This is a genomic window from Mesorhizobium loti CJ3sym, from assembly GCF_000472785.1.
GTDB classification, from domain to species: domain Bacteria; phylum Pseudomonadota; class Alphaproteobacteria; order Rhizobiales; family Rhizobiaceae; genus Mesorhizobium; species Mesorhizobium loti_E.
The window spans coordinates 201,529-224,942 of sequence record NZ_AXAL01000008.1 but is presented as its reverse complement, the minus strand read 5'-3'; the positions used below and the strand labels follow the sequence as shown (position 1 = coordinate 224,942).

General features: G+C 63.4%; 26 protein-coding genes and 2 pseudogenes. 5 read left to right on the top strand and 23 right to left on the bottom strand.

What is annotated here, in order from left to right; all coding sequences use genetic code 11:
* Positions 1–424 precede the first annotated feature (424 nt).
* Entirely contained in the window at positions 425–733 is a 309-nt protein-coding gene (locus A3A9_RS0113030) for a DUF1244 domain-containing protein (RefSeq protein ID WP_027059171.1), read from the bottom strand.
* Positions 734–744: 11 nt separating this feature from the next.
* Complete coding sequence (locus A3A9_RS0113025) at positions 745–1,542, bottom strand: N-formylglutamate amidohydrolase (RefSeq protein ID WP_027059170.1); 798 nt, start codon at positions 1,540–1,542, stop codon at positions 745–747.
* Positions 1,543–1,759: 217 nt separating this feature from the next.
* Between A3A9_RS0113025 and A3A9_RS38730 the strand changes: the two genes are divergently transcribed.
* Complete coding sequence (locus A3A9_RS38730; protein WP_051370882.1) at positions 1,760–2,971, top strand: geranylgeranyl reductase family protein; 1,212 nt, start codon at positions 1,760–1,762, stop codon at positions 2,969–2,971.
* Positions 2,972–3,011: 40 nt separating this feature from the next.
* Here the strand turns inward: A3A9_RS38730 and A3A9_RS46480 are convergent.
* Positions 3,012–3,138: pseudogene (locus tag A3A9_RS46480) on the bottom strand (N-formylglutamate amidohydrolase); the annotation flags it as partial.
* Positions 3,139–3,425: 287 nt separating this feature from the next.
* Here A3A9_RS46480 and A3A9_RS0113015 point away from each other — a divergent pair.
* The 3 genes and pseudogenes from A3A9_RS0113015 to A3A9_RS41175 all read left to right on the top strand — a co-directional run bounded on the left by A3A9_RS0113015 (position 3,426) and on the right by A3A9_RS41175 (position 6,241).
* Positions 3,426–3,872: a DUF1036 domain-containing protein gene (locus A3A9_RS0113015; RefSeq protein WP_245268852.1), complete on the top strand. Its 447-nt coding sequence runs from the start codon at positions 3,426–3,428 to the stop codon at positions 3,870–3,872.
* Positions 3,869–5,305, top strand: coding sequence for a pyruvate kinase (gene pyk, locus A3A9_RS0113010; RefSeq protein WP_027059169.1), 1,437 nt, complete (start codon positions 3,869–3,871; stop codon positions 5,303–5,305). The genes A3A9_RS0113015 and pyk overlap by 4 nt, the downstream gene beginning before the upstream one ends.
* 206 nt (positions 5,306–5,511) lie before the next feature.
* Positions 5,512–6,241 (top strand): annotated as a pseudogene (locus tag A3A9_RS41175) (L,D-transpeptidase).
* Between the two features lie 73 nt (positions 6,242–6,314).
* On the opposite strand, the gene A3A9_RS41170 reads toward A3A9_RS41175, so the two are convergent.
* From A3A9_RS41170 to ykgO, 4 genes are all read right to left on the bottom strand, one after another.
* Positions 6,315–6,734 carry a hypothetical protein gene (locus tag A3A9_RS41170; protein WP_245279027.1) on the bottom strand — a complete coding sequence of 140 codons (420 nt, stop codon included), beginning with the start codon at positions 6,732–6,734 and terminating at the stop codon, positions 6,315–6,317.
* Between the two features lie 45 nt (positions 6,735–6,779).
* Complete coding sequence (locus tag A3A9_RS0112995; protein WP_027059168.1) at positions 6,780–7,847, bottom strand: alpha/beta fold hydrolase; 1,068 nt, start codon at positions 7,845–7,847, stop codon at positions 6,780–6,782.
* A gap of 147 nt (positions 7,848–7,994) precedes the next feature.
* Positions 7,995–8,603: a tetratricopeptide repeat protein gene (locus A3A9_RS0112990; protein WP_027059167.1), complete on the bottom strand. Its 609-nt coding sequence runs from the start codon at positions 8,601–8,603 to the stop codon at positions 7,995–7,997.
* 109 nt (positions 8,604–8,712) lie between these two features.
* The gene (gene ykgO, locus A3A9_RS0112985; protein WP_006327841.1) at positions 8,713–8,838 is read right to left on the bottom strand and encodes a type B 50S ribosomal protein L36; all 126 of its coding nucleotides are present in this window, start codon (positions 8,836–8,838) and stop codon (positions 8,713–8,715) included.
* A gap of 231 nt (positions 8,839–9,069) precedes the next feature.
* On the opposite strand from ykgO, the gene A3A9_RS0112980 reads away from it, so the two are divergent.
* Positions 9,070–9,489, top strand: a complete 420-nt coding sequence (locus A3A9_RS0112980) for a lysozyme inhibitor LprI family protein (protein WP_027059166.1) — start codon at positions 9,070–9,072, stop codon at positions 9,487–9,489.
* Between the two features lie 12 nt (positions 9,490–9,501).
* Here A3A9_RS0112980 and A3A9_RS0112975 read toward each other — a convergent pair whose 3' ends face one another.
* The 16 genes from A3A9_RS0112975 to A3A9_RS0112900 form a co-directional block, all read right to left on the bottom strand.
* A complete protein-coding gene (locus tag A3A9_RS0112975; RefSeq protein WP_027059165.1) occupies positions 9,502–10,578 on the bottom strand; it encodes a 5-(carboxyamino)imidazole ribonucleotide synthase in 1,077 nt (358 codons plus the stop codon).
* The gene (gene purE, locus A3A9_RS0112970; protein ID WP_027059164.1) at positions 10,575–11,072 is read right to left on the bottom strand and encodes a 5-(carboxyamino)imidazole ribonucleotide mutase; all 498 of its coding nucleotides are present in this window, start codon (positions 11,070–11,072) and stop codon (positions 10,575–10,577) included. Before purE ends, A3A9_RS0112975 begins: the two co-directional genes overlap by 4 nt.
* 103 nt (positions 11,073–11,175) lie before the next feature.
* On the bottom strand, positions 11,176–12,075 hold the full coding sequence (locus A3A9_RS0112965; RefSeq protein WP_027059163.1) for a ribokinase: 900 nt from the start codon (positions 12,073–12,075) through the stop codon (positions 11,176–11,178).
* A complete protein-coding gene (locus A3A9_RS0112960; protein ID WP_027059162.1) occupies positions 12,072–12,947 on the bottom strand; it encodes a MurR/RpiR family transcriptional regulator in 876 nt (291 codons plus the stop codon). Before A3A9_RS0112960 ends, A3A9_RS0112965 begins: the two co-directional genes overlap by 4 nt.
* A complete protein-coding gene (locus tag A3A9_RS0112955; protein ID WP_082222037.1) occupies positions 12,944–13,912 on the bottom strand; it encodes an ABC transporter permease in 969 nt (322 codons plus the stop codon). The genes A3A9_RS0112960 and A3A9_RS0112955 overlap by 4 nt, the downstream gene beginning before the upstream one ends.
* Before the next feature lie 5 nt (positions 13,913–13,917).
* Positions 13,918–15,441 (bottom strand): sugar ABC transporter ATP-binding protein, encoded by a 1,524-nt coding sequence (locus A3A9_RS0112950; protein ID WP_027059160.1) that lies wholly within the window; start codon positions 15,439–15,441, stop codon positions 13,918–13,920.
* Between the two features lie 59 nt (positions 15,442–15,500).
* Positions 15,501–16,559, bottom strand: coding sequence for a sugar ABC transporter substrate-binding protein (locus A3A9_RS0112945; protein ID WP_027059159.1), 1,059 nt, complete (start codon positions 16,557–16,559; stop codon positions 15,501–15,503).
* A 44-nt stretch (positions 16,560–16,603) separates the two neighbouring features.
* Complete coding sequence (locus tag A3A9_RS0112940; protein ID WP_027059158.1) at positions 16,604–17,593, bottom strand: TIM barrel protein; 990 nt, start codon at positions 17,591–17,593, stop codon at positions 16,604–16,606.
* A gap of 145 nt (positions 17,594–17,738) precedes the next feature.
* Entirely contained in the window at positions 17,739–18,647 is a 909-nt protein-coding gene (locus A3A9_RS0112935; RefSeq protein ID WP_027059157.1) for an anti-sigma factor family protein, read from the bottom strand.
* Positions 18,644–19,183, bottom strand: coding sequence for a sigma-70 family RNA polymerase sigma factor (locus tag A3A9_RS0112930; RefSeq protein ID WP_027059156.1), 540 nt, complete (start codon positions 19,181–19,183; stop codon positions 18,644–18,646). Before A3A9_RS0112930 ends, A3A9_RS0112935 begins: the two co-directional genes overlap by 4 nt.
* A gap of 37 nt (positions 19,184–19,220) precedes the next feature.
* Positions 19,221–19,424, bottom strand: coding sequence for a hypothetical protein (locus tag A3A9_RS38715; RefSeq protein WP_033838526.1), 204 nt, complete (start codon positions 19,422–19,424; stop codon positions 19,221–19,223).
* A gap of 132 nt (positions 19,425–19,556) precedes the next feature.
* Positions 19,557–20,762, bottom strand: a complete 1,206-nt coding sequence (locus A3A9_RS0112920; RefSeq protein ID WP_027059154.1) for an aminotransferase class V-fold PLP-dependent enzyme — start codon at positions 20,760–20,762, stop codon at positions 19,557–19,559.
* A gap of 25 nt (positions 20,763–20,787) precedes the next feature.
* On the bottom strand, positions 20,788–21,249 hold the full coding sequence (locus A3A9_RS0112915; RefSeq protein WP_033838525.1) for a RidA family protein: 462 nt from the start codon (positions 21,247–21,249) through the stop codon (positions 20,788–20,790).
* A gap of 36 nt (positions 21,250–21,285) precedes the next feature.
* A complete protein-coding gene (locus A3A9_RS0112910; protein WP_027059152.1) occupies positions 21,286–22,080 on the bottom strand; it encodes an amino acid ABC transporter ATP-binding protein in 795 nt (264 codons plus the stop codon).
* Between the two features lie 4 nt (positions 22,081–22,084).
* Entirely contained in the window at positions 22,085–22,735 is a 651-nt protein-coding gene (locus A3A9_RS0112905; protein ID WP_027059151.1) for an amino acid ABC transporter permease, read from the bottom strand.
* Position 22,736: 1 nt separating this feature from the next.
* Positions 22,737–23,402 (bottom strand): amino acid ABC transporter permease, encoded by a 666-nt coding sequence (locus A3A9_RS0112900; protein ID WP_027041937.1) that lies wholly within the window; start codon positions 23,400–23,402, stop codon positions 22,737–22,739.
* Between the last annotated feature and the right edge of the window lie 12 nt (positions 23,403–23,414).

Sequence of the window (23,414 nt, the reverse complement as noted above, 5' to 3'; positions counted from 1 at the left end):
AAAATGGCTCAGCGCGGCAAATTAGATCGATTCAATTTGTAGTCAAGCGCTGGCCTGTGGGAATTGCTTGAACCAAAGAGCGAAACAGACCGGCATTGCTGATGGCGGGTTGAAACCTTAGAGATTAGCCGAAACGCTCCTCCCTTCGTCATCCACGGGCGAAGCAAGGAGCGAAGCGACGTGGCGCAGACCCGAGGATCCTGTGCCGTGCCGTATGTGCGATGATACGGTGCAGAATCTGCCTTGGTGGGCGCGACCTTCATTCTGAGCCGCTGTGCTTGTGCCGGCCGACACACAGAATCCTAGGGTCTGCGCCGCGTCGCTTCGCTCCTTGCTCCGCCCTAGGATGACGAAGCCGCGAAGGTTTGGTCCACACAGGCGCCGGAAGAAGGTGGTCGGCGGTCGCTCGCCGTATCAGGCCGACCTAATGGTCCTTCGGCCGCCTGGCTTCGAACTCCGCCTTCTTGGCATCCGACGCTTCGGTCTGGTTGAGTGCCTGCCACTCGGCATAGGGCATGCCGTAGACGATCTCGCGCGACTGGTCCTTGCCGAGGTCGACGCCCTTGGCGTTCGCCGCCTCGCGGTACCAGTTCGACAGACAGTTGCGGCAGAAGCCGGCGAGATTCATCAGGTCAATGTTCTGCACGTCGTTGCGTTCTCTGAGGTGCTCGACCAAGCGGCGAAAGGCGGCGGCCTCGAAATCGCGTTTCTGTTCGTCGCTGAGTTCGGTCATTTTCCTGATCCTCACACCGGCCCGGTGCGCGAGCCGAACATCTTTACCGCATGTATATCGGGACGGCGGTCGATCGCGTCAACGATCGGTGCCAGGCGCTCGGCCCAGGCGACCGCGCCCTTCTGGTCTGATATCAGGTCCTGGCGGATCTCGATCAATGCGTGGGCGTAGCCATTGACGATGGCATGTTTGAACATGGTGTCGCCGCGCAGCGCGCCGTCATAGGGCTCGTTGTCGCCGACGACGAGGTTCTTGTCTTCAGCCAACATGTCGATCAGCGGCCGCGCCACCCGGTCGTCAAGGTCCCATAATATGCCGACATGCCAGGGGCGCTTGATGCCCTGCATGACCGGCGTGAAGGAATGCACCGAGAAGATGAAGGGTGCCTGTCCGGAAGCCTGCGCGACCGAAGCAATCTTGGCGCCGACCGCGTCGTGGTAGGGACGATAGAAGGTGTCGAGCCGCCTTTCGCGCTCCTCGGGCGCCATCGGATAGTTTCCCGGCACGACGGTGCCATCATAGAGCTGGCGAATGAGCGTCGGGTCGTCCTCGCCGCGATTGGGATCAATCAGCAGCCGCGAAAAATTGGCGAGCACCGCCGGCACGCCGAGCAGGGCGGCCAGTTCGCGCGTCACCGCTTCGACGCCAATGTCGTAGGCAATGTGTCGGTCGAACTCCGCTGAGGGCATGCCGAGGGTGCCATAGTCATCCGGCAGGTCGCGGCGGGCATGGTCTGCCAGAAGCACGATGCCTCGCTTGCGGTCGCCCTCGACAATGTCGAAAGGCGCGAAAACTGTGGATCGGGTCATTGGCGGGAATGGTCTGTTCGCTGGCTTTCGGGACTATCGTCATACTGTGACGAGGATAGGCTTCTTACAACCCCTTGAATTGTCTGCGATCATTTTCAAGATACGACAACCGTACGATCGATCCTGTCATCCGGGACGGCTTCGAAAGGATTGCTGCCATTCATCGTCCCCGATATGGCGTGTTTCACGCATTTCCCCAAAGGATCTCGGCCCAGCTATGAAGCCGGACTCACAGAGCCAGTTCGATCTCATCGTCGTCGGTGGCGGCCCAGCCGGCAGCGCGGCCGCGTTCACCGCGGCATCTCGGGGGTTTCGAACCTGCCTCATCGACAAGAGTGCTTTTCCCCGAAACAAATTGTGCGGAGGGCTCGTCAGCGGCCGTAGCAAAGGGGTGTTCGAGACCGTGTTTCGACGATCCTGGGATGAAAAATTGTTCGTCTCTTCGGATCGCTTGCGCTTCTATTTCAACAACAGCTTCCTGGCGGACAACAATGGTTATTCCACGCTCTATTTCACAATGCGCAAGAAGTTCGACAACTACCTCCTGGAGATCGCCAGTGAGGCCTCTGTTGATCTGAGGCTCAGCGCGGAGATCGTCAACGTCGACCTCCAAAACAACATGCTGCAACTCAAAACCGGAGAATCCTTGGCCTTCAGGTTTCTGATTGGGGCCGATGGCGTGAACAGCCAAATCGCCAAGGCCCTTTTCGGTGCCTCCTTCGATCCCAAGACGATCGGATTTGGCCTTGAGGTGGAGGTTCCACGATCCGATATGCCTGATGCCTTGGATCGCGCGGAGGTCGATTTCGGCGCTGCTCACTGGGGATACGGCTGGATATTCCCGAAACACGAGACGTTCACGATTGGCGTTGGCGGCATTCACCGTTTCAACCCCGACCTCAAACAAAGCCTTGAGACGTACCTGTCGTACAAGAATCTTGCGATCGCCGACTACAGGGTAAAAGGCCAGTATATTCCATTTGGGGATTTCCGAAGGACGCCGGGAAGAGGCAATATTCTCCTCTGCGGCGACGCTGCGGGGGTCGTTGATCCAATAACAGGCGAAGGAATCGCTTACGCAATGGAAACGGGGGCCGCGGCGGCCAAGGCGGTTCTTTCCTGCAATGAGAAAGGCGTCGGATCATCCGCGCTGCAGGAATACGGTGGCGAATACTCGAAAATCTCCGCCAGTCTGCGGCAGGCCAACATTTTGAGATGTTTCATCTTTCCGAAGCTTGTCCATAGACCCTTCGCCTGGGCCTTTGCCGACGCAAGCACTCTGCAGAACGGATATCTGGATATCCTGGCAGGAAAGCATGGCTACAACGCACTCTATGGTCTTTTTTTGCGCCAAGTCGCGAAGTCGGTTCGCAAGGGGTTATTCTACACATCGCGAAAATTCCTTGGCATGCTGCGGATTGGCAGATGAGCCGATGCGTGATGGGGTTGACTGTTCGTGACCTGGTTTCCGGCAGGCCTAGGCTTGCCATAGTCGTTCGGCAGGTCGCGGCGGGCATGATCAGCCAAAGGCATGGTGCCCCGCTTGCGGTTGCCCTCGACAATGTCGAAAGTCGCGAAAACTGTGGATCGGGCCATTGGCGGGAAATGGTCTGTTCGCTGGCTTCCGGGGAGGGTGCTATCGTCATTCCACGAAGACGACGCTTGCGCAACGCCGTTGTTTGGCCAAGGTTTCCCGGGAAATTTGGCAGAAGTCGGCAAATTGGGCGCCGGAGCCTTCCTAAATCGATTGGAATTGGACAAAACGGCGCGTTGACATGCGCCCGGACTTTTCCGAAAAGGGGCGCAGAGAGATGCTGATGTGGTTCTTGAGGGGTTTTGGAATGGGTTCCGCCGGCAGGCAGCGCATGCGCTCCGCCTTTGCCATGCCGCTCCTGATCCTGACCGTGGGCTTCTCGGCGATGGTCATGGCCTCGCCGGCGCGTGCCGATTTCCGCGTCTGCAACGCCACACAGAACCTGGTCGGTGTCGGCATCGGCTATCGCGCCAAGGCCGGCTGGATCACCGAGGGCTGGTGGCACATCGAAGGATCGAGCTGCAAGACGTTGATCGAAGGGCCGCTGTCATCAAGGTTTTACTATCTTTATGCAGAAGACGCTGAGCGCGGTGGACGCTGGGACGGCCCGATCAACATGTGCGTGGCTGAAAAAGAGTTCAAGATCGCCGGCGTAAACGACTGCGTCGCCCGGGGCTTTCAGCGCGCCGGATTTCAGGAATATGACACGGGCGAACAGGCAAGCTGGATGGTCCAGCTGACCGATGAGCCCGCAACGGGAGGCGCTCCAGCCGCCCCGGGAACCAACAGTCAATGAGACGCAGCCGCAAGGTCAAGATCCTAGCCACAATCGGTCCGGCCTCCTCCTCCGAGGAGATGCTGAAGAAATTGTTCGAAGCGGGCGCCGACGTGTTCCGCATCAATATGAGCCATACCGACCACGAGCTGATGCGCACGCTGGTCGGCCGCATCCGCGCCGTCGAGGAACAGGTCGGCCGGCCGATCGGCATCCTTGCCGACCTGCAAGGCCCCAAGCTGCGCGTCGGCAAGTTCGCCAATGGCAAGGAAGTGCTGACATCAGGCCAGACCTTCACGCTCGACGACAATCCCGAGCCAGGAACCTCGACCAGGGTCTATCTGCCGCATCCGGAAATCCTGAGCTCGGTCGAGCCTGGCCACCGGCTTTTGATCGACGACGGCAAGCTTGAGCTGAAAGCGATCAAGAGTGACGGCAAGTCGATCACCTGCATCGTTGTTGCCGGTACCACGATTTCCGACAAGAAGGGCGTCAGCCTGCCCGATACCGACCTGCCGGTCGGTGCGCTGACCGAGAAGGACCGCAAGGATCTCGACGCGGTGCTGGCCACCGGCGTCGACTGGGTGGCGCTGTCCTTCGTGCAGCGCCCCGAAGATCTGGCCGAAGCGCGCAAGATCGCGCGCGGCCGGGCGCTGATCATGGCCAAGATCGAAAAGCCGCAGGCCGTCGCCCGGCTGGCCGAGATCATCGAACTGTCCGACGCGCTGATGGTCGCCCGTGGCGATCTCGGTGTCGAGATGCCGCTCGAGGCCGTGCCTGGCATCCAGAAGCAGATCACGCGCGCCGCGCGCCGCGCCGGCAAGCCGGTGGTGGTCGCCACGCAGATGCTGGAATCGATGATCACCGCACCGGTGCCGACCCGCGCCGAAGTCTCCGACGTCTCGATCGCCGTTTTCGAAGGTGCCGACGCCATCATGCTGTCGGCGGAATCGGCGGCGGGCGCCTATCCAGTTGAAGCCGTGGCAATGATGAACCGCATCGCCACCAAGGTCGAAACCGACCCGACCTATGCCGGCATTATCAATGCGCAGCGCTCCGAACCGGAAGCAACCGGCGCCGACGCCATTTCACTGGCCGCCCGCGAGATCGCCGAGACGCTGAAACTGGCGGCGATCATCACCTACACGGCGTCCGGCACCACCGGGCTGCGGGCCGCGCGCGAACGGCCGCAGGTGCCGATCATTGCGCTGTCGCCGATCCTCAACACGGCGCGGCGGCTGTCGCTCTTGTGGGGCACCCATTGCGTCGTCTCGCCCGATGCAACCGATCTCGACGACATGGTCAATCGCGCCTGCCGCATCGCGCTGGAAGAAGAGTTCGGCAAGCCGGGCGATCGCGTCATCATCACGGCCGGTGTGCCGCTGAGGACGCCCGGTTCGACCAACATGCTGCGTATCGCCTATGTCGGGTCGGATGCGCAGGGCAGCCGGTAAGTTGTTGATTTCCTGACTGAAGCGTATCGCGCGGTTTTCGTGCGGGGCTTGCTGTGGCCACAATACAACAAAGGCTCGGACAATGATCCCGGCCTTTGTCTAGACACAGGGTCGCCCTGATTGCCTCTACAAGACACGGGGGCGCGAGGCGGCATCGATCGTCGCCTCCCTTCCTGTCGGCAATTCCCATCGTTTGAAAGTATTGAATGTCATTTCCTGTTTCGCGCCGGTCGCTTTTGACCGGGCTGTCGCTTGTTGGCGTTTCGGCGATTTCGGCCTGTGCCCAAATGCCCAGACAGTCGATCGGCATGGCCGCTTCTCTCAATCCGCCGCCGCTTGAGCCGGCGCCGGAAAAGGCACCGATCGAAGATGCCGCCCCTGAAGCCCAGGCGTCGCCCGACTATGCGAGCATGTACAGTGCGGTCGAAGACGGGGGCCATGCGCTGCCGGCGATCCCCTTCGGCAAGGTCGACGGGCGGTTCCTGCGGCAGATCGTTGACGATCCGACAGGCGAAAAGCCGGGCACGATCGTGGTCAACACGACCGACAAATATCTCTACCTCGTGCTCGAGGGCGGCAAGGCCATGCGTTATGGCGTTGGGCTGGGGCGCCAGGGCTATTCCTGGAAGGGCCGCGCGATCGTCCAGTGGAAGCGCAAATGGCCAACCTGGACGCCGCCTTCGGCCATGATCCGCAGGGACCCAAAGCTGAAAAAAATGGCGCCAGGGCATGCAGCCCGGCGTCAGCAACCCGCTCGGCTCGCGCGCGCTCTACATCTTCAAGGACGGGGTCGACACGCTCTGCCGCATCCATGGATCGCCGGACTGGAAGTCCATCGGCAAATCCGCCTCGTCAGGCTGCGTGCGCATGTTCAACCAGGACGTCATGGACCTCTACGATCGCGTTCCCGGCAAGACACCGCTACTGGTCATCTAGCGTGTAGCGCTGCGCAGCTTCCTTTGAGGCATTGCTGCTTGAAGGACTTCACACGATTGCGGCCCGAAGGGCTTCAAGCCGTCGCGATCCTAAGCGCTCTTTCTGCGGCTTCAGCGTGGTCTATGCGCTGAAGAAACCGCCGCGCACGAAGAACAGCGTCATAATGGTACTGATCCGGCCCCAGCATCTTTCGCTGGTTCAATTCGGCCGTGTCGAGCAGGTCGAAATCGACCTTCTCGATGGTGCAGTGCCAACCGGCGCTATGGGCGGCCCAGCCCTTTCTGTGGTGTTGCAGGAGGCGCTCGCGGCTAGAGTAACCGTGGTGGTCGAAGGTGATCGCGCCGTTCGTCACATAGACATGGTTTCCGGAAAAGTTCTCGGCCGGGATGATCCGTTCTGCAAAAAACCCTTTAAGAGGGGATGCTTGAGGAAGGTACCCGCAAGAATGTGGCACGCCCCGTAACCGAAGAAGATGCGATCCGGCAGCGCCCATCGCCTTTCCGGGCTTCTCTTGATGCCGTGCTTGAGGATATACATCTCAGGTCGGCGCGAGTTCCACCTGCGGCACCTTGATGTCAGCGCACTTGCCCGCACCATAGGTGTCGCCGGCGATCCGTGCTTCCACCGTCCTGGCCATCGCCTCCAGGTCGATATTCTTGCCGGCGACCTTCTCGATGGCGCCAACGACGAGGTCCGGGGCGATCCAGTCCGGCTTGTGACCGAGATTGTGCACCCAGACCAGTTCGGCGCCCGCTATGTCGCGCTCCAGGCCGACGGAATGGATATGCGCGTAGACGACCTTGTCGCGGTCGCCCGAAATGACCACGGTCGGCGCCGTGATCTCGTTGTAGTGCGGTGCGGCGCCAAGCGCGTAGCTGTAGAGGCCGGCGACATCGGTGGCGTTGGCGCGAAAGGCCGCTGGCCGAAGCACCAGCGGGATCGAGGCGATGCTGAGATAATTGTCCGGAACCTTGTTGGGCGAGAACACGCAGGTCGTGGCATCCGTCATCTGCAATGTTCCGGCGGGATAGGTCAGTGTCTCTGAAAACAGCCGGCCGATCGCCGGGATTGTGGTCAGGTCGTAGTACCAGGAGGTCGCACCGCCCGGCCAGGGGTGGGTCGCCGGCGACAGGAAGACAAGGCCGAGCGTCCTGTCGGCATGCTCGCGGCCGAAAGCCGCCGTCACCACGCCACCGAAGGAATGGCCGACGATGATTGCCTTCTTCATGCCAAGACGGTCCATCAGGGCGGCGATCGTGTTGGCCTGCGCCGACGGATCCTCGTTGTTGCCAGGCCCGCGCCCGGACCAGCCAAAGCCCGGCCGGTCGAAAAACAGCATTTCGGCGCGGCCTTCGAGCAGCGGCCGGAGCGGCAGCATCTGGTCCTTGAGGTTGGCGCTGGCGCCATGGATGAAGACGATCGGCGGCAGGTCCGCATTGGCGGGCGCGGGAATGTGGACATAGTGGAGGCGGGCGCCGTTGATGTCGGCGAATTCACCGATCGGCGGATTGCGGCGCTCGATCAGCCACGAGCCGACGCGGGTGACGCCGACGAGGGTAAAGATGAGTGCGAAAAGGAAGGCGAGGACTGCGTAGATCAGGTTCATGCGGGGATATACGGAGGTGGAGGGGGATAAGTTCTGGAGCAGGGCAGTAGGCAGTAGGCAGTAGGCAGTAGGCAGTAGGCAGTAGGCAGTAGGGGAGAGGCTCAAGCGCCTAATGCCTATTCCCTACTGCCTAATCCCTTAGAGCAATCAAATGCCTTCGCCGGCAAGCTCTTCCGAAAGGGTGGCGACCTGGTCCTGGGCGCTGCGCATCATCGGATAGATGGCCAGCACCTTCTGCCAGGCTTCGAGCGCCGATTGCTTGTGGCCGGTCAGCGCCATGATCTGCGCCAGGCCTGACAGCGCGCCGAAATGGCGCGGCTCGAGCTGCAGCGTGCGGTCGATGTCGGACATCGACTTGCCGTAGTTCTTCATCATGAAATGCGCCGTCGCGCGCCGGTTCCAGCCCTCGGCATAGCTCGGCTGCAAGGTCACCACCTGGTCGAGGAAATCGAGCGCGACGTCGAACTTCTGGTTGTCCATCGCTTTTTGCGACCACAGCATCATCAGGTCGATCGATGCACTGCCGGACTGGAACCATTCGCTCCAGATGTTGCCGGCGATGCGTTCGGCCGCCTTTTCATTGCGCTCGCGCTTGAGATCGGTGAACAGCTTGTCGAGCCGGGCCTGTTTCGTCATCGGCGGCGCTGGAGCTTCAGGGGCCGTCGGCTGAGCCGGCTGGTCGTCCGCGGCCCAGGCCGGCATGCCAATAGCGCCGGAAACAGGGAAAGCTATCAAAAATGCAAAAAGAATCCGCATCGCCCGATCCTAGTCCCGGGCGGCGGAACAGCAAAGTGATTTTAGCGTGAGAAGGTCGGCAGGCCGACAAGCATCAATGGGCGGAGGCAAAAAGCCTCCGGCCGAAAGCTCAACCCTGGCGCGCCTTGTAACGCGGGGCGGTCTTGTTGATGATGTAAACGCGGCCCTTGCGGCGAACCAGCTGGTTGTCGCGGTGACGCGCCTTCAACGCCTTGAGCGAATTCTTGATCTTCATGGTCTTGCCTGTCGGTGTGGACCCGGTCCCGGGTCGAAATTTTAAGGCGCGCCAAAAGACGCGCCTTTTCAACGGTGGGTGGCTCATAAACGAGGAGCCTTGCCCGTGTCAACCGCAAGCATGCTCCATGTCCTGATATCATCAAATATCCGCCATGTCGGCTCCCTCGGCATTGCACGGTCCCGGGCGGGCTGGGATGATGCCTTGGGTTCAAGTGATTTGGGGATGACCATGCGCGCAATATTGCTGTCTGCCTGCCTTGTCTTGCTGGCGGGAGCATCGCTTGCCCGCGCGCAGGAATGCGACCGCTCCGACGACGGCCAGCAGATGATGAACATCTGCGCCGGTGAGGATTATCAGGCCGCCGATGCCAGGCTCAACAAGGCCTATCAGAACCTGATCAGTTCGGATGATGCCGACGGCAAGGCATTGATGCAGGCCGCGCAGCGTGCCTGGATCAGCTTCCGCGATGCCGAATGCGCGCATACCACCGCTGCCAGCGCCGGCGGGTCCATCCATGCGATGGAGGTTTCGCAGTGCCTGACCAGGCTGACCAATGAGCGCATCAAGCAGCTCGCCGCCTCTGCCAATTGCGAGGAAGGCGATGCGAGTTGCGCCAGTCCCGACCAGGATAGCGACGAGGTGCAATAGGCCCTTTTCGGGCTAAGGTCGGCGGCTGATGCGGGTGAAGTGGCCCATCTTGCGGCCAGGCCGCGCCTCCGCCTTGCCGTAGAGATGCAGGATCAGGTCGGGCTCGGCGAGCAGGGCTGGGCCGCGCAGCACGTCGTCGCCGATAAGGTTCTCCATCACGCAATCGGAATGGCGGCCCGGGCTGCCCAGCGGCAGGCCGGCGACGGCGCGGATATGCTGTTCGAATTGCGAGATGGTGCAGGCTGCCTCGGTCCAGTGGCCGGAATTGTGGACGCGCGGTGCGATCTCGTTGGCCAGCAGCGAACCGTCGGCCAGCACGAAGAACTCGACACCGATGACGCCGACATAATCGAGCGCCGACAGGATCTTCCCTGCCGCCGCCCGCGCCGCGTCAGCCGTTTTGGAGTTGATGGCGGCCGGCAGGGTCGAGGTGTGGAGAATGCCGTTTCGGTGGACATTCTCGGCTGGATCATAGGCAGTGACCGCGCCATCCAGCCCCCGCGCGGCGATCACGGATATCTCGCGCTCGAACGGCACGAAGCTTTCCAGGATCAGCGGCACATTGCCCATCGCCTCGCAGGTGCCGGCAAAGCCGCCGGCTTCCATTTTGCGAAAGACGCGCTGGCCCTTGCCGTCATAGCCCATGCGCCGCGTCTTCAGGATGCCGCTGCCGCCGAACGCCTTCAGCGCCGCCGTCAGATCATCGTCGGTGTCGACCGAACGGAAATCGGCGGTGGCGATGCCGATGCCATTGAGGAATTTTTTTTCGCCGACCCGGTCCTGTGCCACGTCCAGCGCCCGCACCGGCGGATAGACCGGAACCCTGGCGGCGAGGGCTTCTGCCGCTGCAACGGGCACGTTCTCGAACTCGTAGGTAACGACAGCGCTCACTGCGGCCAGTTCGGCGAGAGCAGCCGGGTCGTCATAGGCGGCTGTTATCTGCCGGTTGGCGACCTGAGCGGCCGGGCAATCCGCTTGCGGTTCCAGCACCACGGTGCGGTAGCCGAGGCGCGCGGCGGCCATTGCCAGCATGCGGCCAAGCTGGCCGCCGCCAATGATGCCGATCGTCGATCCGGCGGGCAGGCTCACGGCGTGTCCGTCGGTTCAGCGGCGACCTTGGCGGTCTGCGCGGCGCGCCAGGCATCGAGGCGCTGGGCAAGCTTGTCGTCATAGAGAGCCAGCACGGCGGCGGCCAGCAGGGCGGCGTTGGCCGCGCCTGCCTTGCCGATGGCCAGCGTGCCCACCGGAATGCCGGCCGGCATCTGGACGATGGAAAGCAGCGAATCCTGCCCCGACAGGGCCTTCGATTCCACCGGCACGCCGAACACCGGCAGCGGCGTCATCGCCGCCGTCATGCCAGGCAGATGCGCCGCACCGCCGGCGCCGGCAATAATGACCTTGTAGCCGGCCGCCTTGGCGCCCTTGGCGAAGTCGTAGAGCCGGTCGGGCGTGCGATGCGCTGATATGATCAGCCGTTTGTGCGGGATGCCCAGCGCCTCAAGGGTTTCGGCGGCCTGGCGCATCGTCGCCCAGTCGGACTGGCTGCCCATGATGATGGCGACGTCGGCGCGTTGGTCGTTCAAGCTTCTGCTCCCCGGCGACAAAGGCGCGCCTTAGCGGAATTCGGCAGCGACGGCAAGGATGCGCGACGATGACCGATGTCTGGCGGCCAGAAGAGCGGGGCCATCAGATGCGGTTTCGCTCGGCCTCCGGCATGGAGACCAGCAGGGCAGAAGCAGCATTGGCGGTGGTGACGGCTGCCTGGATGTCCACTCCACGGGCAAGACCCGCAGCCAGAGCGCCAACGAATTCATCGCCCGCGCCATGCGTGCTGGCGACCTTGACCGGGATGGCCGGCAACGCGAAGGCTTCGCCGGTCCGCGCGCAGCAGGCGACACCCTCGCCGCCCGCCGTGACGATCGCAACCGGGTAGATATCGACCAACTGTCTCGCAGCTTGCGCGGCGCCGTCCAGCGTTTCGACCACCGCCACGCCGGCCAGGAATTCGGCCTCAATGGCGTTGACGACGAGGATATCAACCAGTGCGGTCAATTCAACGGATAGCGCGCGCGCCGGTGCTGCGTTGAGAAGCACGCGGCCTCCCTTTGCCTTCACCGCGCGCGCGGCGGCAATGTTGGCGGCTTCCGGCACTTCGTTCTGCAGAAGCAGCACCGCTGTTTGGGCCACCAATTCAGCGGAGGAAGCAATGTCGGCTTCACCGAGGGTCAAATTGCTGCCCGAGACGATCACCGCACCATAGTCGCCGCCGGCGTCGAAGATCGCAACGCTCATGCCGGAACCCGTGCCAGGCGCCACCCGCACGAAGCGGCGGTCGACTTTGGCACGGTCGAGATTGGCCAGCAGCGCTCGCCCGAAATCGTCGTCGCCGATCGCTCCGATCATCGCCGCGCGCACCCCGGCGCGCGCCGCCGACACCGCTTGGTTGCTGCCCTTGCCGCCGCATTTCGGATGCCAGGCATGACCGGTCACCGTCTCGCCCTTGCGCGGTCGGTCGGGGGCGTCGACCATGATGTCATAGTGCAGGCTGCCGAAGACAGTGACGAGTGGGGTTGTCGACGGCGTCATGAGCCCCGGTCTTTGCGTTTCGATGTGACCGCCGACATAGTCCGGCCGAGATTGCGTTCAGCCGCCTGGTAGTCGCGCTGGGCCACGGCCACGAATAGCGCATCGAGAATATTGAGCTGGGCGATACGCGCCGCGGCGTTCTCTCCCATCAGCGGCGACCCCTGGGCGGTCGAGCACAGCACGATGTCAGCAACCGCAGCCAGCGGCGAGTTGTCGTAATTGGTAATGGCCAGTGTGCGCGCGCCGTTCTTGCGCGCCAACTGGATGGCGTCGATAACCGCCGATGTGTTGCCCGAATGCGAGAACCCGACCGCGATGTCGTCAGCGCCAAGCAACGAGGCCGACATCAGCATCATGTGGGAATCGTCATAGACATTCGTGCGAATGCCGATGCGCAGGAACTTGTGCGAGACATCGCGCGCGATCTGTGCCGAGCCGCCGACGCCATAGAAGTCGCGGGTACCGGCGCGGTAGAGCAGTTCCGCGGCGCGGTCGAAATCCTTCATGTCGAGGATCGCCAGCGTCTCCTCCAGCGCCTGGATGGAGGTGCGGAACACCTTCTGCACGATCTCCGCGGAACTGTCGTCCGACGATAGTTCCTGGTGCATCTCGGCGGTCGGCAGGCGGCTGTACTCATAAACGGCGGTACGAAAGTCCCGGTAGCCGGAGAAGCCGAGCTTCTTGGCGATCTTGACCACCATCGCCTCGGACACGCCGGCTTCCTCGGCGATCTGCTTCAGCGGAATGCTTTCGTCGAAGCCTCGACGGCCGAAGACGGTTTCCACCACCTTCGCCTCCAGCGGGGTGAGATGCGGCATCATCATGCGGATGCGTGGTCCTACCGCTTTCAGGTCCAGCCCGCTCAAGGTCATCCACGCCCCCTCGTCACGCGATCGATAAGCATCGCGGCGAGGATTATAAGACCAGTTGCCAGAAGCTGATAGAAGGACTGCACGTTCATCAGCGTCAAACCGTTTCGCATGGCGCCAAGGATGACGGCGCCAAGGATGGTGCCGATAACACTGCCCTTGCCGCCCATCAGTGATGCGCCACCGATGGCCGCCGCCGCGATGGCGTCGAGTTCCCAGAGATTGCCGAGAATGGGTTCGGCGGCGCCAAGGCGCCCGATCAGGATCTGCGCCGCGAGTGCGGCCAGCAGGCCCGAGATCATGTAGGCGGCGATCTTCGTGCGGGCGATCGGCACACCGGCGATGTAGGCCGCCTCCTCATTGCCGCCGACCGCCAGCAGGTATTCGCCGAACGGCGTCTTCTTCAGCACGATCCAGGCAATGATCGCCACCACCGCGACGATGATGACCGCCAGCGGCAGGCCGAACAGCGAGCCGTTGAAGATGGCGCGGAAACTAGGGGGTAGGCCAAGCACCGGATTGCCGCCTGTATAGATCAGCGCCAGCGCCCTGTAGGTGCTGAGCGTTCCCAGCGTGACGATGAAGGGCTGCAACCCGACATAGGCGACGAGGATACCGTTGACTAGGCCGCAAAGCATGCCGATGGCAAAGCCGGCGGCGATGGCCAGCGGGAACGGCACGCCGGCAACCATCATCGAGGCCGAGATGACCGCCGAAAGTGCCGCCGTCGGTCCGACCGAAAGGTCGATGCCGCCGGAGATGATGACCAGCGTCATGCCCAGCGCCAGGCAGGCGTTGATGCTCGACTGCTGCAGGATGTTGATCAGGTTGCGCTCGGCGAAGAAGCCGGGCACGAGCGCCCCGAAAACGCCGAGGATCACGACAAGCCCGATCAGCGTGCCTGCATCGCGCATGGAAAACCCGCGCAAGAATTCAGTCCGAGGCTGCACCAGAGTGGTCTGCGACATATCAGTCACCTATTGTCTTGCCCCGCGGCGTTGCCGGCCGCCGTCTGCGTTTGCGGAATGGCGTGCGCCGCGATCGCCTGTTCGGAGAGATCAGCCTTGCCGAGTTCAGCGGCGACCGTGCCGTCGCGCATCACCAGCACGCGGTCGGCCAGCCGGATCACTTCGGGAAGTTCCGAAGAGACGACGATGACGCAATGGCCTTCCGCGGCGAGTTCCTCGATCAAATGGTAGATTTCCGACTTGGCGCCGACATCGATGCCGCGCGTCGGCTCGTCGAACAGCAGGACGCGCGTGCCCGCCGCCAGCCAGCGGCCGATGATCGCCTTCTGCTGGTTGCCGCCGCTGAACAGCCGGATCGGCCGGTCGAGCAGGAAGGGCCGCAGGTTCACGCGCTTCATCTTTTGCACCGCCACCAGTTTCAGCCGGCCATGGTCGATGACGCCGCGCGGCGCGAACACGCCCATTGAGGCCAGCGCCATGTTGCTTGTGATCGACCGCAACGGCACGATGCCTTCGCGCTTGCGCTCTTCCGGCACAAGGCCGATCCCGGCGGCGATCGCAGCGCGAGGGCTGGATAAGCGCATCGCCTTGCCATCGAGCGAGATCGTGCCGGCGGTAGTGCGATCGGCGCCCGCCAGAAGCCGCAGCAATTCGGTGCGGCCGGACCCGACAAGGCCGGCAATGCCCAGCACCTCGCCACGATGCAGGTCGAACGAGACGTCGCGGACCTTTGTCGCCGAGGCTAGGCCGCGCACGCTGAGCATGACCTCGCTGGTGGCATGGGAGTGATGTTGTTCTTGCGCCAGTTCGCGCCCGACCATCATCGCCACGACCGCTTTCTCCGAAAGACTCTTAAGATCGACGGAATCGACCACCACGCCGTCGCGCATGATGGTGGCGCGCTGGCAGATGCCGAACACCTCGTCCAGCTTGTGCGAGACATAGACGACGGCAACGCCGTCACGCGCCAGCCCTTTGACGACTTCCGCCAGCCGTTCGAACTCGCTCGGCGTTAGGCTCGATGTCGGTTCGTCCATGGCAACGATGCGGGCGCGGTCGAGCAGCGCCCGGGCGATTTCGACGATCTGCCGCTGCGCCACTTTCAGAGTGCCAAGCGGTGCCGACGGATTGATGGACGGATCAATGGCGGCAAGCGCTTCCGCAGCGCGGCGCTCCTGCTCGCGCCTTGCAACGAAAATGCCGCCGCGTGTCAGCGGATGGCCAAGAAACATGTTCTGGGCGACGCTGAGACGCGGCACCTGCTGCAATTCCTGGTGGATCATGGCAACGCCGGCCGCCCGCGCCGCGACCGGGTTGGCAAGCGTCACCGCCTTGCCGTCGATGAGGACGCTTCCCGAAGTCGGGCGGTACACACCCGAAAGGATGCGCAGCAGCGTCGACTTGCCGGCGCCATTTTCGCCGAGAAGGCCGTGGATTTCACCGGCCCCAACCGAGAAGGACACGCCGGAGAGCGCTTTGACGGCCGGAAATACCTTGGAAATGCCGTCGAATTGCAAACGGACAGACATTGGTTCGCCTCCAGCGAGGTGCCGGCCGGGCAATTGCCCTGACCGGCATGCTCGCCCGCCTAGTTGCCCGCTGCCGCGTCCTCGAGCAGTGCCTTGCGTACCGCGTCGCCGTTGCCGGAATAACGGTCGGCATTGTCCTTGGTGATCAGCGCCTGTGGCGTGGCGACGACGCGCGGCAGCTTCTGCCCGGCGACCAGCCGCAGCGCCGATTCCAGCGCCACTTCGCCGGTCAGCACCGGGAACGAGTCGACCGTGCCGGTGAGTTCGCCGGCGCGGATCGAGGCGTAGGCGTCGGAGATGCCGTCGGTGCCGAAGACGGCGACCTTGTCCTGAAGCCCGGCGGCCTTGACCGCCTCGACGATGCCCAGCGCCATGCCGTCATTGTTGGCATAGAAGCCGATCAGGTCGGGATGCTGCTGCAGGATGTTGGTGGCCGCGTCATAGGAGGTCTGGCGATCCCAGTTGCCAGGAACGCTGGCGACGACCTGGAACTTGCCGGCAGCTGTGATCGTAGACTTGAAGCCGTCGGTGCGCTGCACGGCGGCATAGACGCCGGCCTGGCCCTCGACAATGGCGACCTTGCCGCCGTCCGGGCGGTTCTTGATGAACCATTTGGCGACGCGCACGCCATTGTCGCGCTGCACATTGCCGACATAGTGCTCGGCCTGCGGGATGACGGCGTCGTTGACATTGACCACAGGCACGTTGGCGGCCTTGGCCTGTTCCATGATCGGCTGCAGATTGGCGTCGGTCTGCGGCGAGACGAGCAGCACGCTGTAGCCCTGTGTGATCAGGCCCTCGGCGATGGTGAGCTGGCCGAGCTGGTCGCCTTCGCTTTGCGCTGCTTGATAGACGACGGGCACCTTGACCTTTTCGCCGAATGCCTTGTAGCCCTCGCCCAGCGAACGCCAGTATTCATTGGTCAGCGTCTTGGACACCGCGCCCGCCTTGGTGCCGTCGGGCAGCTTGGGGAACGCGCCGAACTTGGCATCGAGCTGCGACCAGTCGATGCGGTCCTTCTCGGTGTCGGAATTGAGCGGCGCGAGATCGGCCGAGAAAGCCGAGCCGATCGAAAGCGCCATGAGCGCGGCGGTTGCGGTGGCGAGCAGAAGTTTCATTGTATTCCTCCCTTGTTGAAACGATGTGTTGCCCGGCCGGCGCCTCAGCTGTCCGGCCCGAGCATGATTTCCTGGATGATGGCCTGCGACGTCACCGCGTCCTGGCTGTCCATGGCGGCGGACAGGCGGTTGTCCTGGTCCAGCCGGTCGACGACGCGCAGCATGCGCTTGACGGTGGCGATGTTGACCTCGCACTCATGCACCGGGTCGAGCCCGGTCATGTCGGGAAAGGTGTCGAAATAGATGGCGCCGGTGTAGCCGTCGCGGCGGATCTGGCGCAGCAGCTCGATCGTCTGCAGCGTGTGCACCGCGCCGACCATCAGCCCGTCGTCGCGCTTGGCGTAGCCGTCATTGAGATGCACGCCGAGCAGCTTGCTGTGGCGGGCCACCAGGGCGGCGGCGAAGGCCGGCTGTTCGTCGGCATAAAGCACATGGGCGAAATCGAGTGTGACGCCGAGATTGGGCAGGCCTACATCGCGGATCGCCAGCAGCGTCGTCGCTGCGTCCGGCATCAGGCTATAGGAGCGCGGCTCGTTCGGCTTGTATTCGAGGCTGATCTGACAATCGGGGTCATGCGAGGCAACTTCACCAATCCCATCGATTTCGTGTTGCCACAACGTCGCATAATGCGCCTGGAAGGCGTAGTCGAAGCCATCCTGGCCTAGCCACAACGTCATCAGGCTGGCGCCGGCCTCGCGCACGGCATCGATGCCGGCCTTGGTCATGTCGATGGCCTCGCGGCGCACCGCTGGATCGGGATTGGTGAAAGCGCCGAGCTTGAAGGCCGGATTAGAGTAGTAGCGCATGGCGAAGCCATTGATGGAAAGGCCGAGATCGCCGAGTTTGCGGCTAATTTCCGTCGGCTTTTCACCGACATGGTCGGGAAAATTGAGATCAAGATCTGTCAGCCCCGCAACCTTGGCGGCTCGTGTGGCCATCTGCATCAATGACGGCTTGCCTGTGAGATCCGGCCATTCGGCCTGCGGCCGCGAGGCAAAGGAGTTAAGGCGGGTGGCGAAACGGTTGGTTGTCATTTGGACCCTTCAATAAACATAACTTCACATAATTTTTTATATTTGTAAAGTTATATTCTGAAGGGGCGCCAGCTGCTTGCAAACCGACAGCTTGGGTCGGAGAACCCGCTGGAGAGCTGGGATCAGTAACGGGGCGGCGTGGCCACTACACCGCCGCCTTGCGGAAGCGGGCGACGAAGTCGTCGAGTTCGGGCCGTTCCATGTCGGAGATCGCCCAGTAGGAGAAGGCGCCGTCGCTCCAGTGCACCATCGAGAAGCCGCCGGATGAAAGATCGTCCGGCTGGGTGGTCTTGCCACCCTGCTGCGGTTCGGCGACCAGCGTGATCAGGTGCTCGCGGTGGCGGTAGACCAGCGCCGGCACCGGCCGGCCTGATATCACCTCGACCCTGCCGCCGATCAGCGCGTAGCCATCCTGGACAAGATCCGGTGCCGGCGGCGAGACGCCGATGCGGGCATCGAGCCAAGGCTTCACCGTATGGCGGTCGGACGAGACGATGTCGATAGGGCTCGCCGCAAGCAGGCTGCGGCGGTGGCCGCTGGCGACCGCGGCGGCAAAGCCGTCATCGACGCCGCTTTGCATCACCCATTGCGTCGCCCCGCTGGCCAGCACGGCGCTGATCATGATCGACGCGGCCATGGCGCGCCAGTCGAACGAGCCGAAGCGGCCTGCCCTTGGCGGTGCGCGCGTTTGGGAGGGTCGTGTTCCGGCGTCGCGCCTCTGGCCACCACCAGCGACCGAAATCAATCCCGGCAGTGCCGACGGTGCGCCCCGCTGCTGCTCTGCCGCCTCGGCTGGCGCCGGCGGTTCGATGCCGGCCATGCCGATCGCCGCGATGCGGGCTCGAAAGGCATCGCTGACATCGGGGCGCGGCAAGCGGCTGACGGCGCCTTGCAAGGCGACTATGCGGGCATGCTCGGCGGCGAGTTGCGGGTCGGCGGCGATGCGGCGCTCGACGGCAAGGGCGGCCGCCGCATCAAGCTCGCCATCAACAAGGGCATGGATCATCAGTCTGATACCTTCGGGATCATTGGGCAGTCCGTCGTCGTGCGTCATGACGCTCTCCCCAGTTCAGCCGCAAGCAGGCCACGGGCGCGGGCGAGCCTCGACATGACCGTGCCGATCGGCACCGTCAGCATGGCCGATATCTCGCGGTAGCTGAGGCCGTTGATGTCACGCAGCACCAGCGTTTCGCGATAGGGCTGCGGCAGGGCAGCGATCGCGGCTTCAAGTGCCGCCGTATCGGCCTTGGCGATCAGGCTCGCCTCCGGACCGTCCTCGTCGGGCAGGCTGGTGCCGTGGGCCGCGGCCATGTCGTCGAGATCGCCGAGGTCGCCGACGGCCATCATGGCGCGGGGCCGGTTGCGCGCCATCCAGGTGTAGGAGGTGTTGCGCACGATGGTCAGCAGCCAGGCGCGGGCGTTACCACCGGCATAGCCCGATATGCCGGCATGCGCCTTGATGCAGGCGTCCTGGACGACATCCTCGGCGTCGGCGGCATTGCCGGTCAACCAGCGGGCAAGCGCCAGCGCGTCGCCCAGATGCGGCAGCACCACCTGGTTGAAGCGTTCCGCCAGCGCCCTCTCGCTCAAAGCAGCACCATGATCCGATACTCCGGGCCGTGCCGCCTCAAGATGCGACGGCGACCGTGGCCTGCTCGTAGGGGGAAAGCCCCCTGAAACAGGCAAAGCCGCCTGTCCCGCTGAAAGTGAATTCATCTGCGTCACCAGTGTCAAGCGCCACGGAGGAGAGCCTGCTGACGATCTTGCGTACCAGCGCATGGGCACGGCAGATGCCGCAGCCATGATCGCTGCTCTCGCAATGAAGGGGCATGCCAATCTCCTCAACGCCAGCAGTGGCGTATGTCGATAAGACCTGGTCGGGTGCCGGTTTATTCCCGCCGCACGCTAATCCGCTGTTCACAGTCGCGTGATCAGCCGTTGCTTTTCGGGATTTTTGGTCGGCTCAATCCGGCCAGCGCAACACGCCCGACGAATCCTTGCGCGGGGTTTTCATCGCATCGGCCGGGCGGTCCTTCGCGATCAATATTGCGCGCAGCCGTTCGGCAACGATTTCCGCCTCGCCAGGATGAAGATTGCAGGGGTCGAGGAAGAAGTGGCCGCGCTCGATCTCGTGGTTGCGCACGATGATCGGCGGCGAGCCTGCGGCCAGCGCCGAGGTGAGCCCGGCGGCGGTGAAGCGGCTCTCCGGCGAGACGAAGATTTGCAGCCGGTCGAGCGGATTGGCCGTTGGGTCCGGAATGATCTTGGCAAAGATGCCCGGCAGTCCCTGTAAAGCATCCTTCCAGAGGTTCAGCGCCGCCTCCTCGCGCCGGCGGATGCCGGCGTGGTCGCGCTTTTCCCAGGCTTCCAGTGCCGCCATGGTGCCGGCGATGCTCTCCTTGCCGACCTTCATGGCCCGCGCCACGCCGCGGTTCTGCAGATACGCCGCCCGAACCAGGTCCTTGCGCCCGGTGACGATGCCGCTGGTCGGCCCGCTCAGGAATTTGTGGCCGCTGTAGATGACGACATCGGCGCCGCGCGCCAGGAAGCCGCGCAGATCGTATTCGGAGGCGGCATCGACGATCACCGGCACGCCTTTGGCGTGGCAGATCTCACAGAATTCCTCCAGCGACAGCATGCCGTACTGCACGGTGTGGTGGGCGACCACATAGAGGCCGGCGGCCGTGCGGTCGTTGATCGCTTCACGCACATGATAGTCCTGCGTCACGCTGACCGTGCCGGCTGATATCAACTTGGCGCCGGCGACGCGGACCGATTGATCGATCGGTGCGCCGTAATTGACGATGTGGCCAAGCTGGATGACGACCTCCGACTTGAGGTTGCCGGTGTCATCGGGCAGACGCTCGATAGCGAGCAGGCTGGTTCCCGTCATCGCGCCGGCAATCGCCATGGTGATACCGCTGGCGCAGCAGGCGGTGATGAAGCCGGCCTCGCCGCCGGTGAGGCGCGCAACGACCGTGCTCGCGGCACGCTGCAGATCGTCCATCTCCACCCATTGCGAGGCCATTTCGGCCATGGCGCTGATTGCTTCGGGAACGATGATCGACGCGCCGAGCGCGGTCATGGTGCCGGAGACATTGATGATCGGCCGCAAGCCCAGCCGTTCGCGGATGGTGGTGTTGGAGCCGGTGGAGGAAGTGGTTTTCATGTGAGCGGATCCCGTGGGTGGCAGGTCAGGCGGCGATCTCGACGACCGCTTCGATTTCAACAGTGATGTTTCCAGGCAATGAGCCGACGCCGATTGCCGAGCGGGCGTGGCCGCCAATATTAGCGAACACATCGGCAAAAAGATCGGAACAGCCATTCACGACTTTCGGGTGGTCGCTGAAGGTCGGCGTCGCGTTGACGAAGCCGAGCAACTTGACGACACGCACGATGCGGCCGAGATCGCCGGCAGCGGCATGCATGACGGCGAGCAGATTGAGCCCGGTGAGGCGCGCGTGCGCATAGGCCTGCTCGACGGTCACGTCCTCGCCGACCTTGCCGGTGCAAAGCGTGCCATCGGCGCGCAACGGTCCCTGGCCGGACAGGAATATCAGCCGGCCGCTCTCGGCATGAGAGACGTAGTTGGCGATCGGACTTGGCGGCTCGGGCAAGGTCAGGCCCAACTCGGCGAGCCGGATATAAGGCGTCATGCAAAAAGCTCCTTGCGACAGCTTTGGCTGTCTCGTTTAGAAATGCGAGGCACGGAAGCGCGCCAGGAAGGTGCGCAGGCGCTCGTTGCTGGTCTCCGCCGCGAGGATTTCCTTGGGCGGGCCGACGGCGCTGACGCCGCCATCAGCCATGAAGACGATGCGGCTTGATGCGTCGCGGGCAAAGGCCATTTCGTGCGTCACCATCAGCATGGTCATGCCGTCCTCGGCAAGGCTGCGCACCACGGCCAGCACCTCGCCGACCAGTTCGGGGTCGAGCGCCGAGGTGATCTCGTCGAGGAGGAGGATTTTCGGCTCCATAGCCACGGCGCGTGCGATGCCGACGCGCTGCTGCTGGCCGCCGGAAAGCTCGGCCGGCAAGCTGTCGGCCTTGTGGGCAAGGCCGACGCGGCCGAGCCAGTGTTCGGCCGCCTGACGCGCTTCGGCCTGGCTCTTGCCCCGCACCTTAGTGAGGCCCAGCATGATGTTGCCGGCCGCCGTCAGATGCGGAAACAGGTTGAAACTCTGGAACACCATGCCTGTCTCGGCGCGCATGCTGGCCAAGTCGCGCTCGCTGCGGCGCTGGCGCGTTCCGGCCTCGCGATAGCCGACCTCCTTGCCGTCGATGCGGATCGAGCCGCTGTCGTAGCTTTCGAGGAAGTTGACGCAGCGCAGCAGCGTGGTCTTGCCGCTGCCGGAAGGGCCGATGACGGTGACCACTTCGCCACGCTTGACCTGAAGGCTGACGGAACGCAGCACCTCGACGGTGCCGAAGGCCTTGGAGACATCGCGCACGTCGAGAAGGGCGGGACTGGCGTTTGAGGCGTCGGACATCGTGCTATTCCCGAATGAAGGCAAAGCGCCGCTCTAGCCGCCTGCTGGCGAGCGAGAGTGCGTAGTTGACCGCGAAATAGATGAGCGCGCCGAGGATATAGAGCGGCATCGCCTCATAGGTGCGGCCGATGACCTGGTTGATGGCCTGCATCAGATCGGTGATGCCGAGCAGCGAGACCAGCGCGCTGCCCTTGACCGCGTCGGTGACGCCGTTGATCCAGGGCGGCAGGAAGCGCCGGAAGGCCTGCGGGAAGATGACGTAGGTGAGGCGCTGGCGAAAGGTCAGGCCGATCGCCATCGCGGCCTCGGATTGACCTTTCGGGATCGATCCGACCGCGCCCCTGAGATATTCGATGACCTGCGCCGTCTTGAACAGGGTCAGCGCCAGCACGGCGGCCCAGAAGGACGGCAGATGCAGCCCGATGGCGGGCAGGCCATAATAGACGAAGAACATCAGCACCAGGATCGGAATGCCGCGGATGGTGTCTGAGAAGATGCGCACCGCCCAGCGCAGCGGGGTAGGCCCATAGACCAGGCCGACGCCAAGCGTGACGCCGGCGATGAGCGAAAGGACGACAACCAGCAGCGAGACCCAAAGGGTCAGGGCGAAGCCTTTGGCGAGGAAGGGCAGAGCGTAGAGGATCTGGCTCAGCATGTTAGCGCGCCGCCCTGAACCGCCGCTCGACGAGCCTGAGCCCGAAAAGCAATATGTAACCGGTCACCAGATACATCGCTGTCGTCACCAGATAGACCTCGACGATGCGGAAGGTGTTGAAGTTGATCCACTGGGCACCGAATGTGAGCTCCGGCACCGAGATGACCGAGGCGATCGACGTGTCCTTGAACAGCGAGATGAAGGTGTTGGACAGCGCCGGCAACGTAATGCGCAGCATGGTCGGCAGGCGCACATGGATGAGCCTTTGCCAGGGCGTCAGGCCGATCGCCTTGCCGGCATCGAGCTGGCCGCGCGGGACGGCTTCGAGGCCGGAGCGAAACACCTCGACCAGATAGGCGCCGCTATAGACCGACAGCGTCAGCACAAACGAGGTCGGCGCGCTGTAGGCGAGATCGACCACGGTCGGCAGGCCGTAGAAGACGAGATAGACCAGCAGAATCAGCGGCACATTGCGGATGAATTCGACATAGGCGGCGATGATCGCCCGCACCGTGCGCCCGGCCGAAACGTACCAGACCGCGAGCACGAGGCCGATGACGGTACCGATGGCGATCGAGATGACGGCAAGCTCGAGGCTGAGCAGCAGTCCGCCCCACAGCTTGTCGAAATGCCGCCAGATCAGGTTGAAATTGAGGGCATAGCCCATGCGTCCGCCTCG